This window comes from Granulicella mallensis MP5ACTX8, assembly GCF_000178955.2.
Classification (GTDB): Bacteria; Acidobacteriota; Terriglobia; order Terriglobales; family Acidobacteriaceae; genus Granulicella; species Granulicella mallensis.
This window is the reverse complement of the sequence record NC_016631.1, coordinates 704,134-719,230: the sequence shown is the minus strand read 5'-3', so window position 1 is coordinate 719,230 and position 15,097 is coordinate 704,134. Positions and strand designations below refer to the sequence as shown.

At 59.9% G+C, this 15,097-nt stretch carries 16 protein-coding genes; 10 read left to right on the top strand and 6 right to left on the bottom strand.

Features of this window, described 5'->3' with window-relative positions; all coding sequences use genetic code 11:
• Nucleotides 1-82: 82 nt before the first annotated feature.
• The 3 genes from ndk to sucC all read right to left on the bottom strand — a co-directional run bounded on the left by ndk (nucleotide 83) and on the right by sucC (nucleotide 2,717).
• Nucleotides 83-499 carry a nucleoside-diphosphate kinase gene (gene ndk, locus ACIX8_RS03110; RefSeq protein ID WP_014263857.1) on the bottom strand — a complete coding sequence of 139 codons (417 nt, stop codon included), beginning with the start codon at nucleotides 497-499 and terminating at the stop codon, nucleotides 83-85.
• Between the two features lie 164 nt (nucleotides 500-663).
• Complete coding sequence (gene sucD, locus ACIX8_RS03105) at nucleotides 664-1,539, bottom strand: succinate--CoA ligase subunit alpha (protein WP_014263856.1); 876 nt, start codon at nucleotides 1,537-1,539, stop codon at nucleotides 664-666.
• Nucleotides 1,539-2,717: an ADP-forming succinate--CoA ligase subunit beta gene (sucC, locus tag ACIX8_RS03100; protein WP_014263855.1), complete on the bottom strand. Its 1,179-nt coding sequence runs from the start codon at nucleotides 2,715-2,717 to the stop codon at nucleotides 1,539-1,541. Before sucC ends, sucD begins: the two co-directional genes overlap by 1 nt.
• Nucleotides 2,718-3,217: 500 nt before the next feature.
• Between sucC and trpD the strand changes: the two genes are divergently transcribed.
• From trpD to ACIX8_RS03075, 5 genes are all read left to right on the top strand, one after another.
• Nucleotides 3,218-4,231 (top strand): anthranilate phosphoribosyltransferase, encoded by a 1,014-nt coding sequence (trpD, locus tag ACIX8_RS03095; protein WP_014263854.1) that lies wholly within the window; start codon nucleotides 3,218-3,220, stop codon nucleotides 4,229-4,231.
• A gap of 33 nt (nucleotides 4,232-4,264) precedes the next feature.
• Entirely contained in the window at nucleotides 4,265-4,624 is a 360-nt protein-coding gene (locus ACIX8_RS03090; protein ID WP_014263853.1) for a YbjQ family protein, read from the top strand.
• 5 nt (nucleotides 4,625-4,629) lie between these two features.
• Nucleotides 4,630-5,013, top strand: a complete 384-nt coding sequence (locus tag ACIX8_RS03085) for a VOC family protein (RefSeq protein ID WP_014263852.1) — start codon at nucleotides 4,630-4,632, stop codon at nucleotides 5,011-5,013.
• A 17-nt stretch (nucleotides 5,014-5,030) separates the two neighbouring features.
• Entirely contained in the window at nucleotides 5,031-6,239 is a 1,209-nt protein-coding gene (locus tag ACIX8_RS03080) for an MFS transporter (protein ID WP_014263851.1), read from the top strand.
• 131 nt (nucleotides 6,240-6,370) lie between these two features.
• Nucleotides 6,371-7,192 (top strand): alpha/beta fold hydrolase, encoded by an 822-nt coding sequence (locus tag ACIX8_RS03075; RefSeq protein WP_014263850.1) that lies wholly within the window; start codon nucleotides 6,371-6,373, stop codon nucleotides 7,190-7,192.
• 156 nt (nucleotides 7,193-7,348) lie between these two features.
• On the opposite strand, the gene ACIX8_RS03070 is transcribed toward ACIX8_RS03075, so the two are convergent.
• Nucleotides 7,349-7,954: a thymidine kinase gene (locus ACIX8_RS03070; protein ID WP_014263849.1), complete on the bottom strand. Its 606-nt coding sequence runs from the start codon at nucleotides 7,952-7,954 to the stop codon at nucleotides 7,349-7,351.
• A gap of 189 nt (nucleotides 7,955-8,143) precedes the next feature.
• Between ACIX8_RS03070 and ACIX8_RS03065 the strand changes: the two genes are divergently transcribed.
• The 5 genes from ACIX8_RS03065 (at nucleotide 8,144) to ACIX8_RS03045 (ending at nucleotide 13,489) form a co-directional block, all read left to right on the top strand.
• Nucleotides 8,144-8,665: a superoxide dismutase family protein gene (locus tag ACIX8_RS03065; RefSeq protein ID WP_014263848.1), complete on the top strand. Its 522-nt coding sequence runs from the start codon at nucleotides 8,144-8,146 to the stop codon at nucleotides 8,663-8,665.
• Between the two features lie 131 nt (nucleotides 8,666-8,796).
• Nucleotides 8,797-9,621 carry an RNA polymerase sigma factor gene (locus ACIX8_RS03060; protein WP_014263847.1) on the top strand — a complete coding sequence of 275 codons (825 nt, stop codon included), beginning with the start codon at nucleotides 8,797-8,799 and terminating at the stop codon, nucleotides 9,619-9,621.
• A gap of 10 nt (nucleotides 9,622-9,631) precedes the next feature.
• Entirely contained in the window at nucleotides 9,632-10,483 is an 852-nt protein-coding gene (locus ACIX8_RS03055; RefSeq protein ID WP_014263846.1) for an anti-sigma factor family protein, read from the top strand.
• A 2-nt stretch (nucleotides 10,484-10,485) separates the two neighbouring features.
• Nucleotides 10,486-11,811, top strand: coding sequence for a hypothetical protein (locus ACIX8_RS03050; protein ID WP_014263845.1), 1,326 nt, complete (start codon nucleotides 10,486-10,488; stop codon nucleotides 11,809-11,811).
• A 1-nt stretch (nucleotide 11,812) separates the two neighbouring features.
• Nucleotides 11,813-13,489 carry a DUF4097 family beta strand repeat-containing protein gene (locus ACIX8_RS03045; protein ID WP_014263844.1) on the top strand — a complete coding sequence of 559 codons (1,677 nt, stop codon included), beginning with the start codon at nucleotides 11,813-11,815 and terminating at the stop codon, nucleotides 13,487-13,489.
• Between the two features lie 6 nt (nucleotides 13,490-13,495).
• On the opposite strand, the gene ACIX8_RS03040 is transcribed toward ACIX8_RS03045, so the two are convergent.
• Complete coding sequence (locus ACIX8_RS03040) at nucleotides 13,496-14,128, bottom strand: hypothetical protein (protein WP_014263843.1); 633 nt, start codon at nucleotides 14,126-14,128, stop codon at nucleotides 13,496-13,498.
• Complete coding sequence (locus ACIX8_RS03035; RefSeq protein WP_014263842.1) at nucleotides 14,121-15,038, bottom strand: hypothetical protein; 918 nt, start codon at nucleotides 15,036-15,038, stop codon at nucleotides 14,121-14,123. The genes ACIX8_RS03040 and ACIX8_RS03035 overlap by 8 nt, the downstream gene beginning before the upstream one ends.
• Nucleotides 15,039-15,097: the final 59 nt, after the last annotated feature.

The following is a 15,097-nucleotide window of genomic DNA, read 5'->3' as shown; positions in this document are numbered from 1 at the left end:
TCACCTAAACCACGAATAGAGCCACAAAACAAAAGGCCTGCGGGAGACATCTCCCGCAGGCCTTTGTTTTAATGCGAATCGCCTACTTGAGTTCGTAACCTGCGAAGAAGTAGCCGATCTCAAACGCCGCGGTCTCTTCAGCATCGGAACCATGGATCGCATTCTCGCCGATCGAGGAGGCAAACTGCTTGCGGATCGTGCCTTCTTCGGCCTGCGCCGGATTGGTTGCGCCCATCAGCTTGCGGAAGTCGGCAATAGCGTTGTCCTTCTCGAGGACCATCGGGTAGATCACGCCGGAGCTCATAAAGTCTGTGAGTTCGCCGAAGAAGGGACGCTCGGCATGCACGTAGTAGAAGCCTTCTGCCTGCTTCTTGGTGAGGACGATCTTCTTGATAGCGAGAAGCTTGAAGCCGGCCTTGCTGATCTCGGCGAGGATAGCGGCGGTGTCGCCTTTGCGGACGGCGTCCGGCTTGATGATGCTGAAGGTGCGCTGTGACACTTGATTCTCCTTAGTTTTGACTGCTCTACCAGTGTAAATGGACAGGCGTTACAGCCGGATGACCCGCCAAACTGCAAACGCAGAGGGCGCGAAGGGCGGCAAGTTGACGCAAAGTAAACTCTGCGCAAACTTGGCGCCCTTCGCGCCCTCTGCGTTTGCAGTTTCTAAGCCTTGCCCAGCAACCTCGCCATCGCGTCGCCGATCTCCGCCGGGCTCTTGACCACGGTGATCCCGGCCGCGGACATGGCTGCCATCTTGCTGGCGGCTGTGCCTTCACCACCGGAGATGATGGCTCCGGCGTGACCCATGCGACGGCCCGGAGGCGCTGTCTGGCCCGCGATGAAGCCGACCACCGGCTTCTTCACGTGCTGCTTGATGAACTCAGCAGCAGCCTCTTCAGCCGAGCCGCCGATCTCGCCGATCATGATGATGGCTTCGGTTTCAGGGTCGTCGTTCAACAGACGAAGCGCATCGATGTGGGTCGTGCCAATGATGGGATCGCCGCCAATGCCAATGGCGGTCGACTGGCCGATGCCACGCTGCGTGAGCTGGTACACCGCCTCATAGGTCAGCGTGCCGGACTTCGAAACGATACCGACCGAGCCCTCTTTGTGAATGCGGCCAGGCATAATGCCGATCTTGGCCTTGCCCGGCGAGATCACGCCCGGGCAGTTCGGCCCGATGAGCCGTGACTTCGAGGTCTTCACCACCTCCCAGACCTTCACCATGTCGAGAACGGGAATGCCTTCGGTGATGCAGACCACCAGCGGCACGCCCGCAGCCGTAGCTTCGAGAATGCCGTCCGCAGCAGCCGGCGGCGGAACAAAGATCACCGTAGCGTTCGCGCCAGTTTCCTTCACGGCCTCTTCAACGGTATTGAAGACAGGCCAACCCTCGTGGGTCGTACCACCCTTGCCGGGAGTTACGCCACCCACAACCTTCGTGCCGTACTCAGCGCAGCCCTTGGCGTGAAAGGTACCTTCACGACCGGTAATACCCTGCACGATCAACCGCGTATTTTTATCGACGAGAACTGACATTAGTTGACTCCCTTCGCTGCGGCAACCGCAAGGTCGGCGGCTTCTTTCATGGTGGCTCCCACTTCAAACTTGAGGCCAGATTCAGCGAGAATCTTGCGGCCTTCTTCGACGTTCGTTCCTTCAAGACGCAGGATGATCGGAAGCTGCACGTTCAACTTCTTCGCAGCCGCAACGACTGCTGTCGCCAGCACGTCGACACGCAGGATGCCACCGAAGATGTTGATGAAGATGGCCTTCACATTCGGATCGCTCAACAGGATGCCGAAGGCATTTTCAATCTGCTCCTGGTTCGCGCCGCCGCCGACATCGAGGAAGTTCGCAGCCGAGCCGCCGGCGTACTGGATGATGTCCATCGTCGCCATCGCGAGGCCTGCGCCGTTCACCATGCACGCGATGTTGCCGTCGAGCTTGATGTAGTTGAGCGCGTACTTGCTGGCCTCGACTTCGAGCGGGTCTTCCTCGCTCAGGTCGCGCAGCTCCTTCAGGTCCTTGTGACGGAACATCGCGTTGTCGTCGAAGTTGATCTTGCAGTCGAGCGCGAGGAGCTTGCCGTCCTTGGTCGTGATGAAAGGATTGATCTCCATCAGCGTCGAATCGGTCTCAATGAAGGCCTTGTAAAGGCCGAGCATGAACCTTACCGCCTCGCCGATCTGCGCAGGCTCCAGCCCAAGCTTGAACGCCAGAGCGCGGGCCTGGTAGGGCTGCAGGCCGATGGCTGGATTGACGTACTCCTTGAAGATGGCGTCGGGATTCTCGTGCGCTACCTCTTCGATCTCCATGCCGCCCGCCTGAGAGGCCATGAACACGACCTTCGATGAAGCGCGGTCGAGCACCAGTCCGAGATACAGCTCGCGAGCGATGGCCGAACCGGCCTCGACCAGCAACCGCTGCACCTTCTGTCCGGCGGGGCCGGTCTGGTGCGTCACAAGCTGCATGCCGAGGATGCTCTTCGAGTACACGGCAGCCTCTTCCAGCGAACGCGCCAGCTTGACGCCGCCGCCCTTGCCGCGCCCACCCGCGTGGATCTGCGCCTTGACGACGACAACCGCGTTACCGGCGGAGAAAAGCTGCTTGGCGGCCGCATCGGCCTCTTCGATCGTGGTGGCCATCTCTCCATTGGGTACGGCGACGCCGTACTTCCGGAGGATCTCTTTGGCCTGGTACTCGTGGATCTTCATGTGCGCTCCAGAATGCAACCATTCGCTGCTTGGCAGACCCAATCATAGTAGCGAGTGCCGGAAACGCGGAGCAAACCAGCGCGACGATTATCGGAGCCACCGCGCGAAAAGCAACAATCGCGGGTGAAAAACCCTTACATTGCCCGCCCCATACCTTGTCATCTCGACCAAAGGGTGGTCCGCTCAGCACAGCGCGAAGCGCGTTTCCTGACGCTTTAGCGTCAGGAAGACGGAGGGAGCCGTAGCCTTTAGGCTACGGAAATAGAGGCTTGGCAAAGATGTGGCCTTTAGGCCCGGGCCTTCTTTCGGCCGCGAACAAGAGGCCCAGGGCTAAAGCCCGATTCTCGCTAGCCCCTTATTCCGTAGCCTAAAGGCTACGGCTCCCTCCGTCCCACGACGCTAAAGCGTCACGGTTTGCGCTTCGCGCTGTGGGGTAACGCTGGTTCTTCAACGAACGAATGACTCAACCCACTAGCTGCTTTTGGTAGGCTCAGAAAGTCATGTCGATTCAACACGAACTGCGGCGCATCGTCGAAGCGCGCGAGACCCTCTCGCGCGGCGAAGCCTTGATCCTGATGCAACGCATCCTCGACGGTGAGGCCGCCGACGTCGAAATCGCCGCCCTGCTGGGCGCTCTGGCCGGTCGCGGCGAGACCGCCGAAGAAGTCGCGGGCTTTGCCTCCGCCATGCGCGCGGTGGCCACGACCCTTCCGCTCTCCTCCGCCGAGCAGGCCTCGCTGGTCGACACCTGCGGTACCGGCGGCGATGCCAGCGGCAGCTTCAATATCTCTACCGCCGCCGCCCTGGTAGCAGCGGCGGCCGGTGCAAAGGTCGCCAAGCATGGCAATCGCGCCATTACCTCACGTTGCGGCTCAGCCGACGTGCTCGACGCGCTGGATATCCCAACCACTCTCGCACCCGAAGAGGCCGTCAACGCCCTTCGGCAGCACGGATTCTGCTTTCTGCTCGCCCCTTCGCATCATCCCGCGATGAAAGCCGTCATGCCCGTACGGCGAGCCATGGGCGTGCGCACGGTGCTGCATGTGCTCGGCCCGCTGCTCAATCCCGCAGGCGCACGACGGCAGGTGATGGGCGTGTACTCGGCGCGGCTGGTTCCGCTGGTCGCGGAGGCCATGACGATGCTCGGCATTCAGCACGCCTTTGTCGTGCACGGCGATGGCGGACTGGACGAGCTGGCCCTCAGCGGCCCCAGCGAAGTCGCCGAGGTGCTCGACGGCGAGGTCCGGCAGTACGTCGTCACCCCCGAGGACTTCGGACTGCAGCGAGCCCCCCTGAGCGCCCTTGAAGGCGGCGACGCAACAGCAAACGCCCTGATTCTGAAGACGATCTTCAGCGGCGCACCGGGGCCGCATCGCGACGTCGTGCTGCTGAACGCCGCAGCCGTGCTGGTTGCCGCGGGCCGAGTCAACGATATTCGCGAAGGTGTAACCCTCGCGGCGCAGACTATCGACTCGGGCGCCGTCACAAATCTGGTTGCGGCGCTGGCCCAGTAACCCTACACTGACTCTCCCGAGAGGTAACCGAACATGGCCGCACCGAACCAACCGCTTCCCTTCTCCGAATCCATGGTGACGACAGCGCTGGAGCTGCCGGGCTATCGCATCGTCGAAAACTTTGGCGTGGTGCGAGGCATCGTCGTGCGCTCACGGTCCGTGTTTGGAACCATTGGAGCAAGCCTGCAGACCATCATCGGCGGCGACATCACGCTCTACACCGAGCTCTGCGAGAGAACCCGCGCGGATGCCTTTCACCGGATGATGGTTCACGCCGCCGAACGTGGCGCAAACGCCATCGTCTCCACGCGCTACGATGCCAACGAGATCATGCAGGGCGTAAACGAAGTGCTGGCCTACGGCACGGCGGTACGCGTAGAAAGAATAGGCTAACGAACATGGCACGAGTTACCGGTATTGGCGGCGTCTTCCTCCGCTCACGCGATCCAAAAGCACTGGCAAAGTGGTATGCCGAAAACCTCGGCGTGCACCTCAGCGACTTCAACGGCGCAGCCTTCCAATGGAGCGACGAAGTTCCCGCCGGCACGGGCATGACGGCCTGGTCCGCATTCCCCACGGACACGCAGTACTTCGGCGAAGGCCAGCAGGCCGCGATGATCAACTATCGTGTCGATGATATGGATGCCCTGCTCACAGCACTCTCCGCAGCCGGAGTCTGGATCGATCCGAAGCGCGAAGATCACTCTTACGGACGCTTCGCCTGGATCAAAGACTGCGATGGCAACCGCCTGGAGCTGTGGCAGCCGTTGGCCAGCGAGTAAATCTGTAAGCTCGACGCATGGCCGAAATCACCCAGCAGCCGAAACGATATGCCCCTCTGTGGTTGATGGGCATGTCGAACATGACGCTTGGCCTGTTCGGCGGATTTCTGCTCGTGCCGCTGCCCCAGATGCTCGCCGCACAGGGTGTGCCCGAGGGCTACATCACAGCGATCGTCGCGGCGTGCCTCTCGCCGGGGTTCTGGGGTTTTGCCCTGGGGCCTTTGCTCGATGTCAGGTTCTCGCGGCGGTGGTACGCGACGCTGTTCGCAATCCTCGCCGGAGCCATCATGGCCGCCGCCATCCTGTCGCAGCACCACATGCGCACGTTGGAGACGCTGCTGATCATCGGCTACGCCTCGGCCATGCTGAGCTCCAATGCACTCGGCGGTTGGCTCGGAACGATCGTACGCCGCGAAGACGAGGCCCAGCTCAGCGCCTGGACCCAGGTGGGAAGCTACCTGGGCTATGCCCTGATGGCCGTTCTTCCCGGCGAGCTCTCCCGTGTACTGCCTCCCTCTGTCATAGCCCCTCTGCTGGGCACGCTGGTCGCCTTGCCTGCCGTGATCTTTCTGTGGATGCCGGTGCCTCTCGAAAACCTTACCCAGGCCAGGCGGCTCGCGGAGAGCTTTGGAGCCTTCGGACGAGAGCTGCTGGCTCTCTTTAAACGCCGCGAGGTCCTGGTGGCGCTTCCTTTATTCCTGCTGCCGACAGGATCGTTCGCCATGACCAACAATCTCGGCGGCATAGGACAGGACTTCCACGCCAGCCCCCAGTTTGTGAGCCGCATCAGCGCGCTCATGCTCATGCTGGCCGGTGCGTTCGGCTGCTTGATGCTGCCTCTGCTGGCGAAGAAGATACGGATTCTGCCGCTGTATTTTGTGGTCGGCATCGCAGGCGCACTCTTTACCTTGAGCCTTCTGGCGCTCCCCCATGCCCCGGCAACCTTTGCCACGGCCATCCTGGGAGAGAACATCTTCCAGGCACTTTCTTTCTCGACCGCTGTAGCCATTACCTTCGATACGATCGGGCGCAACAACCCTCTGGCGGCAACGCAGTTCGGGCTGTTGACCTCGGCAACGGCCCTGCCCATCAGCTACATGGGCGCACTCGACGGCTGGGCCTACGGCCACGGAGGTCTGCGAGGGGAGTTGCGCACCGACGCCCTTGTAAGCCTCGCCGCCTGCGTGGCACTGCTGCCGCTGGTACGGTTGATGCGCAAAGGGTAAGCCTTGTCTGTAACTTCATACCGACACGCGGGACCGCGAGCTAGTATGGGCATACCAAAACTACGCTTACGGCCTCCTCCATAAGCGCTCCTCCCACGAACATCTCTCACCGCACCAAAGGAGATTTTTCAATGAGCATCCTCACCCTCAAAGATGGAAACACTCTCTACTACAAAGACTGGGGCACAGGCCAACCCATCGTGTTCTCGCACGGCTGGCCGCTGACGGCAGATGCCTGGGACGCACAGATGTTGTTCCTCGGCCAGCAGGGCTATCGTGTCATCGCCCACGACCGGCGCGGCAACGGCCGCTCCAGCCAGCCCTGGGACGGCAACGAGATGGACACCTACGCCGACGATCTGGCAGAGCTGTTCGAAGCGCTCGATCTGAAGGATGTCGTGATGGTGGGCCACTCCACCGGCGGCGGTGAAGTAGCGCGCTACCTGGGCCGTCACGGTAGCAAGCGCGTCGCAAAGGCCGTGCTGATCGGCGCAGTGCCGCCGCTGATGCTCAAGACGGAGCAAAACCCCGGCGGTCTGCCGCTCGCTGTCTTCGACGGACTGCGCGCGGGTGTCGCGGCGGACCGGTCGCAGTTCTACAAGGACCTGACGCTGCCCTTCTATGGCTACAACCGCGCAGGCGCCAAGATCTCCGAGGGCGTGCAGGACAGCTTCTGGCTCCAGGGCATGCTGGGCTCGCACAAGAGCCAGTACGACACGATCAAGGCCTTCTCCGAAACCGACTTCACCGAAGACCTCAAGAAGATCGACATCCCCACGCTGGTTCTGCACGGCGATGACGATCAGATTGTGCCCATCGGCGCGGCCGGCCTCTTGTCTGCAAAGATCGTGAAGAACGCCACGCTGAAGGTCTACCCCGGCTATCCGCACGGCATGTGCACCACACACGCCGACGAGATCAACGCCGACCTGCTGGCCTTCATCAAGAGCTAAGCCGTTGTTTGTTTTTCGTCGTCATCCTGAGACCTAGCCGAAGGCCCCCGCATTCGTGCCACCACGAATGCGGGGGCTTCAATTTGTTGATTAAGGCAAGAATCGCAACTCCGGTTACATCACCGAGATTTAGAATGCCAGCGAAGACAAGTACAACTACCCTACCGCCGGCAGCTCCAACTGTTCGGACCCGAGCTCATCGGTAAAGGGCGAGAAGTGCGCGCGGCAGCGTGCCTCGTACAGTCCTGCCGCCCCGACGACGACCAGCTCCTGGCTCTGTCCCAGCCTCTGCGTATGGATCGCCGACGCCCCGCAAACCATGCAGACCGCCGAGAGCTTCGTGACCTTGTCCGCAATGGCCATCAGGTTGGGGACCGGGCCAAAGGGCTCCGCCTCAAAGGTCGTATCGAGGCCGGCCATCAGAACGCGCTTGCCCATGGCGATCAACTCGACGGCCAGGGGGATGATTCCGTCGTCGAAGAACTGCACCTCGTCGATCCCCACGACCTCCACCTCCGAGAGCTGCGGATAGAGGGCCTCGCGCAACCGCTCGACGGTGGCGACGGTCGTAGCCTCGTGCGTCTGCGCGCTGTGCGAGGCGATCGCTGTGCGGTGATAGCGCAGGTCGATGTCCGGCTTGTAGCAAGCTACGCGCTGGCGAGCGATGCGCGCCCGTTTGAGGCGGCGAATCAGTTCCTCGCTCTTGCCGGAGAACATGGGGCCGGTAATGACTTCGAGCACGCCGGGGGGCTGTGTTTGCATGGGCTGGCGGAGGCCTCGTCAATCGATTGGAGTAAACGCTTTGGATTATCGTAATCGCCGCGAAGAGCCGGCGCAGTGGATAACCCGTCGGTAAAACACCCTCAGGCCTGGCTGCAGAACTTTACAGCGTTTATCTTTGACTCCCCGAGAAGGCGTATTCTGTCGGTACTTCTGACTGGAGGCTGTGCAATGCGTTTCAAAATGCTGGCGGTTTGTGGGTTAGTGGCAGGACTATCGGTGGCTACGGCCCAGGGCCCCAAAGAGATTAAGGTTCCAATCAAAACGTCCACCGGCGAAGACGCCGGCACAGCCACCTTCAAGACGGCGAAGAAGGGCGTGAAGGTCAAGATCGACCTGAAAAACGTGCCCTTCGGACCGCATGGCGTCCACATCCATCAGAACGCCTCCTGCGAAGGCCCGGACTTCAAGAGCGCCGGCGGCCACTTCAACCCGGACGGCAAGAAGCACGGCTTCGACAACCCGATGGGCCACCACAACGGCGACCTGCCGCAGAACGTATCGGTCGGCGAAGACCACACCGGTTCCGCGACCTTCCTCGTGACCACGATCTCGCTCGATCCGGCCGCTCCGAACTCGCTCTTCGCCAGTGGCGGCACCTCCATCGTCGTCCACGAGAAGGCTGACGATATGAAGACCGATCCCAGCGGAAACTCCGGAAATCGCATCGCCTGCGGGGTCATAAAAAACTAAAAAACAGTAAAGCGGTGAACAGAAAACAGTTATAAGCTGGTTGCACCCCTCCTTTCGCTGTTTTCTGTTCCTGTTCGCTATTTTCTGCTGTTAAGGGGAACCATAGCGACAGGTGTTGCGTATCACTTCACATGGCAACGGCGACGATTCCGGCGATCTTCGAACAAGACAGCCGAGTTCTGCTGGGGGCGAGGATTCTGCGGCGCGAGCCGCTGACACCCCCATCCGGGCGCGATTCCCGGCCGGAGCGTTTGCCTTTGCAAGAGATACCTATGACGGAAGCGCGACTGTCCCCTCAGGATCCAGACCCGCAGCGGGAACCGCTTCCGCAAGTGCAGGAGCAACGCGCCGCGGCAGCAGCAGAGCAGGCCAGGCTGGCCGAGTTGGCGGTACGGTGTCTGCAGGGCGACGCCGACGCCTGGGAAAAATTAGCAACCGGGCAGCATCGCAGGATCTACGGAATTTGTTATCGTTTCACCGGGTCGGCAACCGAGGCCGAGGACATGACGCAGGAAGTCTTCCTGAAGATGTTCAAGAACCTCGCCAGCTTCGACCCCGCCAAAGGTGGCTTTACAACCTGGCTGACGACGCTGACCCGCAATCTGCTCGTCGACAGCTATCGCCGCTCGCGGATGGATCGTGTAAGCGACTCGCTGGACGAAACGTATGACGGCGAAGATGACGGGCCCTCCAAAGCGGAGAAGCTGGCTGACACGCGTCCCGGGCAGGAGCATCATATGGCCGGGTTGGAACTTCGGGCTCAGATTCAGCAGGCTCTGGCGCAGGTGTCGCCGGACCTGCGCGAGGCAGTAATTTTGCGCGACCTCGAAGATATGGATTACAAGGAAATTGCAGAGATTCTCGGCGTTCCGCAGGGCACGGTAAAGAGTCGCATTAGCCGCGGACGCAGTGAACTCGCTAAGCTTTTGAAACGTATAGAAGGGCAGGTGATGTAGGGTGGCAAACATGGGCCAATTCGATGAGTTCGACAGCAGCAAACCGATAGCGTGCGCCGTATGTGAGGCGATGTGCCCGGACGCAGTGGACGGCACGCTCAACGAGGCCGAACGGCGGGCATTCGACAAGCACCTGGCGGGCTGCACAACCTGTGCCGAAGAACTGGCCGAGGCGCAGCGCGGAGCCGCATGGATGGCGATGCTCAAGGGCCATACCCCTGAACCTCCCGCCGCTCTCCTGCAAAGAATCCTGGCAGAGACGACAGGCGCTCAAGCGGCTGCCGCCGCGCCGGTTCCTGCCCTCGCTCCCAGCCTGGTAATCGCACCCATTTACGAGGAGCCTCTGCAAGTCTGGCCTCCCCGTGCCATGGACCAGACCGGCGGCAGATTCCTGGCCTTCCGGCGCAAGCTGGCCGATCTCTTCTCCTTTGAGAATGGCAACGCAAGCTTCCAGCCCCGGCTGGCGATGACCGCAGCCATGGCCTTCTTCTCGATCGCCCTGACGCTGAATATGACCGGCGTCCGGTTGAGCGATCTGCGTGCGGGCAGCCTGCGGCCCTCGTCTCTACGCCGGACCGTGGCGGATGCCGGCGCTTCGGCGGCACGCTCCTTCCAGAATCTGCGCGTGGTGTATCAGGTGGAGTCGCGCGTCAATGACCTGCGCAACAGTGAGTTCGGCAACGAAACTCAGGACGACACGCAGGCCCCTGGCACCCTGGATAGAACGCACAGGTCCAGCGACAAGACACCGGACTCCAACCAACAGGCTCCCGAAAACAAACCGAAACAGGATGTACCCCAGGGCACCAGCAGCCTGCAACGCCCCAGGATCCGCTACGCAACATTCGAGAAAGGAGCCTAGCCATGTTCGACAAACCTGACGAGACAACAAACGAGAGCCAGAACAACGAACGGGTAGGCTTCTGCCAGGATTGCGGTCGTCCTCTGACCCGCGAGACAGTACGGGTCGTAGGCTCGGGCATCTTCTGCGAATCCTGCCTGGAGGCACGCCTCTCAGGCTCAACTCAAGCCACAGGCTCAGCAACCACCCAAAATCCAACCCAGGCCCCCTCCCAGGGCCCAGGCACGGCAGTTCCTCCTCCAGCGGCCCCCCTTCCCAGCGAACCCAGCCCTATGCTGGCATGGCTTTTGGGATTGATCCCCGGCGTTGGCGCCATGTACAACGGGCAGTTCGCCAAGGGCATCGTCCATCTGATCGTCTTTGCCGTGCTGGTCTCTCTGGCCGATAGCGTCAACGGCATCTTCGGACTCTTTGTAGCAGGCTGGGTCTTCTATCAGGCATTCGAGGCCTATCACACGGCCAAGGCCCGCATCGAGGGCACTCCATTGCCTAATGCCTTTGGGTTCAATGACATCGGCGATCGCATGGGCTTCGGCAAGAATTGGCCTGGAAGCGCCACGCGTCCGCCAGCCACTCCGGTCACAAGCTGGACACCCGGTCAACCTGCGGCCTCGTCGACCAATACGCCCCTCTCCTGGGTAGGCTATGTTCCCCCTACACAGTTTGGAGCAGACGCAGCCGCGCAGCAGGCGGCGACAGCCGAAGATACGGCAGAAGCCATTCGCCAGCAAGCCTATAGGGACACCGGCTTCGCCACAGCTCCGCCGTATGCGCAAACCTATTCTGGCACCGGCACGGACACGCCTGACGTCGCCGTTCCCCCAGTCTCGCCTGCGCGGCGATTCCCGACAGGGGCCATCTGGCTGATCGCTCTTGGCCTGGTCTTTCTACTGGCCAACATCGATTCTTCCTTCTTCCATATCAGCGGTCGCTGGCTGTTCCCCGTGTTGCTCGCAGGCCTCTCTATCTGGGCCTTCGTCCGCCGCCTGGGCTGGCTGGGTGGCGTCAATCGCCTGACCGGCAGCGGGCTGGCAAGCGCTCAGTTCGTCTGCATGCTGCGCGGTCCGGTCATGCTGATGACTCTTGCCATTCTCTTTGCCCTGCAGGCAGCCCATGTATGGACGTTCGGGCAGACCTGGCCGATCCTGGTCATTACCTTCGGTGCACTCCTGCTGTTGGAACGCTCTGTCGGCCGTCCGGCCTACGTCCCTCCTGCTTCCAGTTTCATTCCCGGAACCCCGCAGACCTCCGGCTACGCAACTCCTGTAACAGAACCCCACGTGCCACACTGGCCCGCAACGGACGACTCGGCAAAGGGTGGGCAGTAAGATGAGCTCCTATCCTCCTCCTTCCGGCCAGCCGCCCTATCCGCCGCCCTATAATCGCAACGACTGGAAGGCTCAGCAGCGCGCCCTGAAACAGCAAGCCCGGATGCAGCGCACTCAGACTCGCTTGCAGATGCGTGCCCAGCGCCGCGGATCGATCGTTGGCCCCCTGGTGATCCTGGCCGTCGGCATTGTGTTCCTGCTCGTCCAGACCGGTCGCCTCTCCTGGGCGCATGCGCTGGACTGGTATGCCGGATACTGGCCGTTCGTAATGATCGGCGCAGGACTCATCCTGCTCGCCGAGTGGGCGCTGGATCAGTATCAGGCGCAACACAGCAGCGGCCCGGTCCGCGGCACCCGCGCTCTCGGCGGCGGTGTTATCACGCTCCTGGTAATCCTCGCGATCGTCGGCGCATGCTCGCGGGCCACCAAGCGCGGCATGGAGTGGAAAGAACACGCCCTGGGGCACGGCTTCACCAACTGGGACCACGCCTTCGGCGATCGGCACGATGCGGACGACTCGGTCGCAGGCTCCATCCCCTCCGGCGGAATGCTTACCATTCACTGCCCGCACGGCGATGTGACGGTAACTGGCACCAGCGACGATGGACAGGTCCATGTCAACGTCCACAAGCAGGCCTATGCGTGGAGCGACAGCGACGCCGAGAAGAAAGAGTCTCAACTGCAACCTACACTGAAGCCTGACGGAGCCAATGTCCTGCTGGAAGTGCCGGATGTAGCGGGCGGACAAGCCGACCTGACAGTCGATGTCCCACACAACACCATGCTCTCCATCACAGCGGGGCGCGGCGATGTAGAGGTATCGGACATCCACGCCAATGTGACCCTCACCGCAAATCACGGGCAGGTTGATCTGAATGGAATTAACGGCGCCGTCCAGACCCACGTCAACGACGACGATGAGAGCGTATCCGCACACAGCGTCAATGGAATCGTCACGGTCGAAGGACGCGCCGGCGACATTACCGCCACCGACATCACGGGTCCCGTGACGCTGCGCGGAGACTTCTTCGGGACGACCCATCTGGAGCACATCAACGGAGCGATCAGCTTCCAGACCAGCCGCACCCAGTTCCAGGCCGCACGGCTTGACGGCGAGTTCGAGGTAGCAACCGGACCGGAGCTACAGGCCGATCAGATTCTCGGCCCCGTCGTGCTGAACACCCGGGAACGCAACATTACCCTGGACCGCGTGCAAGGCAACGTGCAGATTACCAACCGCGATGGCTCCGTCGATATCACCAACACCTCGCCTCTGGGACAGATCACTGTTACGAATCAGCATGGTTCGGTGAGCGTCGGCGTTCCGGCAAGCGCTGGATTTGAGCTAAACGCCCAAACGAAGAATGGTGATATCGAAAACGATTTTGGACTAACCCCAATGGAGAAGGCAGAAGTTAATACGCTGCTGAAGACGGTGGGCCATGGCGGTCCCCAGGTAAAGATCAATACCAGCGACGGAGACGTGACCATCAGCAAGACCACCGTCGCTCCCCTGCCTCCGACTGCACCTGCTCCGCCTCGCATTACGGTTACAGCCCCCGGAGTCACCGTGCTTTCGACAGCTCCCAAGGCGCCTAAGGCACCCAAAACGCCGAAGTCGCTGCGTGCTCCCACAACACCACCCCAGCCACCAGTACCGCCTGCACCAAGCATGTGATTTAAACTAGATACAGACTCTCAAGAAAAGCTCTTTGACTATTCGGTCCTGATCTTCTGGGTTCAACTCACGCCGACTATAGGAATAGGAGGGTTCACCATTAGTAGCACCGACTACAAGTGGATTACCGGGACGTTTGATCGTAAGAGCAATGGTTGCAGTAAAGACCCCTTCAGGCACAAATGTATTGTGGAACTCACCGAAATCTACTGAGTACGTTTGGCTTGTGTTTACGTCCTCGGACGAAAGCGGCTCACATCTGCCCAGCTGATCAGTAGCCTCCAGACGGGACACCTCTCCAGCGTAAGTAATTTTATAAAGCCGCTTATTAGGGCTCAATTCAGCCTCAGACCACGCATACAGACGATTGGTGAGACATCCCGTAAGGACAATACTTTTAAGATCAAAGGTATGCGTATGTATGAACCAGCGAGGTTCCTGCATAACACGCTCGATCGAATCCCAGATATGAAGACGCACTGCGGCGTGTTTATAGCTCATCAACTCGCCGTGTATGAAGCCAAGAGGATGTCTCCTTAACCTACAAGCGCAAATGAGATCGGACAGTGTAGCCCATCTTTCCGCCAAGTGATTCCACGAAAAGTCCTCGATGATTTTCTCTATTTGCAGATCAGACATATTGATGACTCTTTGAATCGATAAGTTGGAATATCTCTTCACATTGTTCTTGCGAAAGATCAGCGTGAGCAATCCCAAGAGACTGGAGTACGACCTTCACATCCGATGCGTTTGAAAGCAGCAAGCCCGAGGAACTATCAGGCAGAGGAAGAGAACGGCTCTGGAGAGCAATGAAGTCTAATTCTTTTGAGTATGTCCCATAAAAATGCGATCCACGATCAATGCGTAACCCGGGTTCGCGAGGGTCCTCGCTCGTAAGAATTGCATATTCATCCGACAAATCAATACGGAAGACGGACCACATCGGCACAAGATAAATCTGGATATCGATCATTGATTCGGTCAGACTCGCCTTTGTAGCAGTGAGGACAGTAGCCAATATTTGATTTCTAACAGTTGCTCCTGTATGTGGCGTTTGTACCTTTGACGAGGACGCAACTCCATTTCGGTAGTTCGCATATCCGTGACATACTCGTGCAATATCTGGATCGAGAACCATTAATCTGAGACTACGCCGAGCCCCTGAAACTCGTGCTCGCTTGATGAGGGCTGGCAGGGTTTCCGCCCTCGTATATCTACCCATTGCACCACGGAGGGTCCATGCTATCGATGTCGCCGTCGCAGTTTTCAATAGATCATTGATCATCTTTGGCTCAACGGGCTCGATCTTTGCAACCTTCATCACTGCTGGCGTCGCGAAAAATAGAAACGATCCGATGAGAATCGTCACGATTAAGCTTGTCGTAAGCCCTTCAATCAATTGGGCAAACGCTTTGGGCCCATTTCTCGAGATGCTCGGATCCCAGGCAGGCACACCTATGTAGCGTATGGCCACAAGGACAATCAATAGAAGAAGGCTGAATGAATAGAAGATATTTCTATACCGTTTATTGCTGAGAATAGTTTCCACGTTGGCTCATTCTAGTTTGATTCTTTCGTTTTGGTGCCAACATCTTTGATCTAGAACCA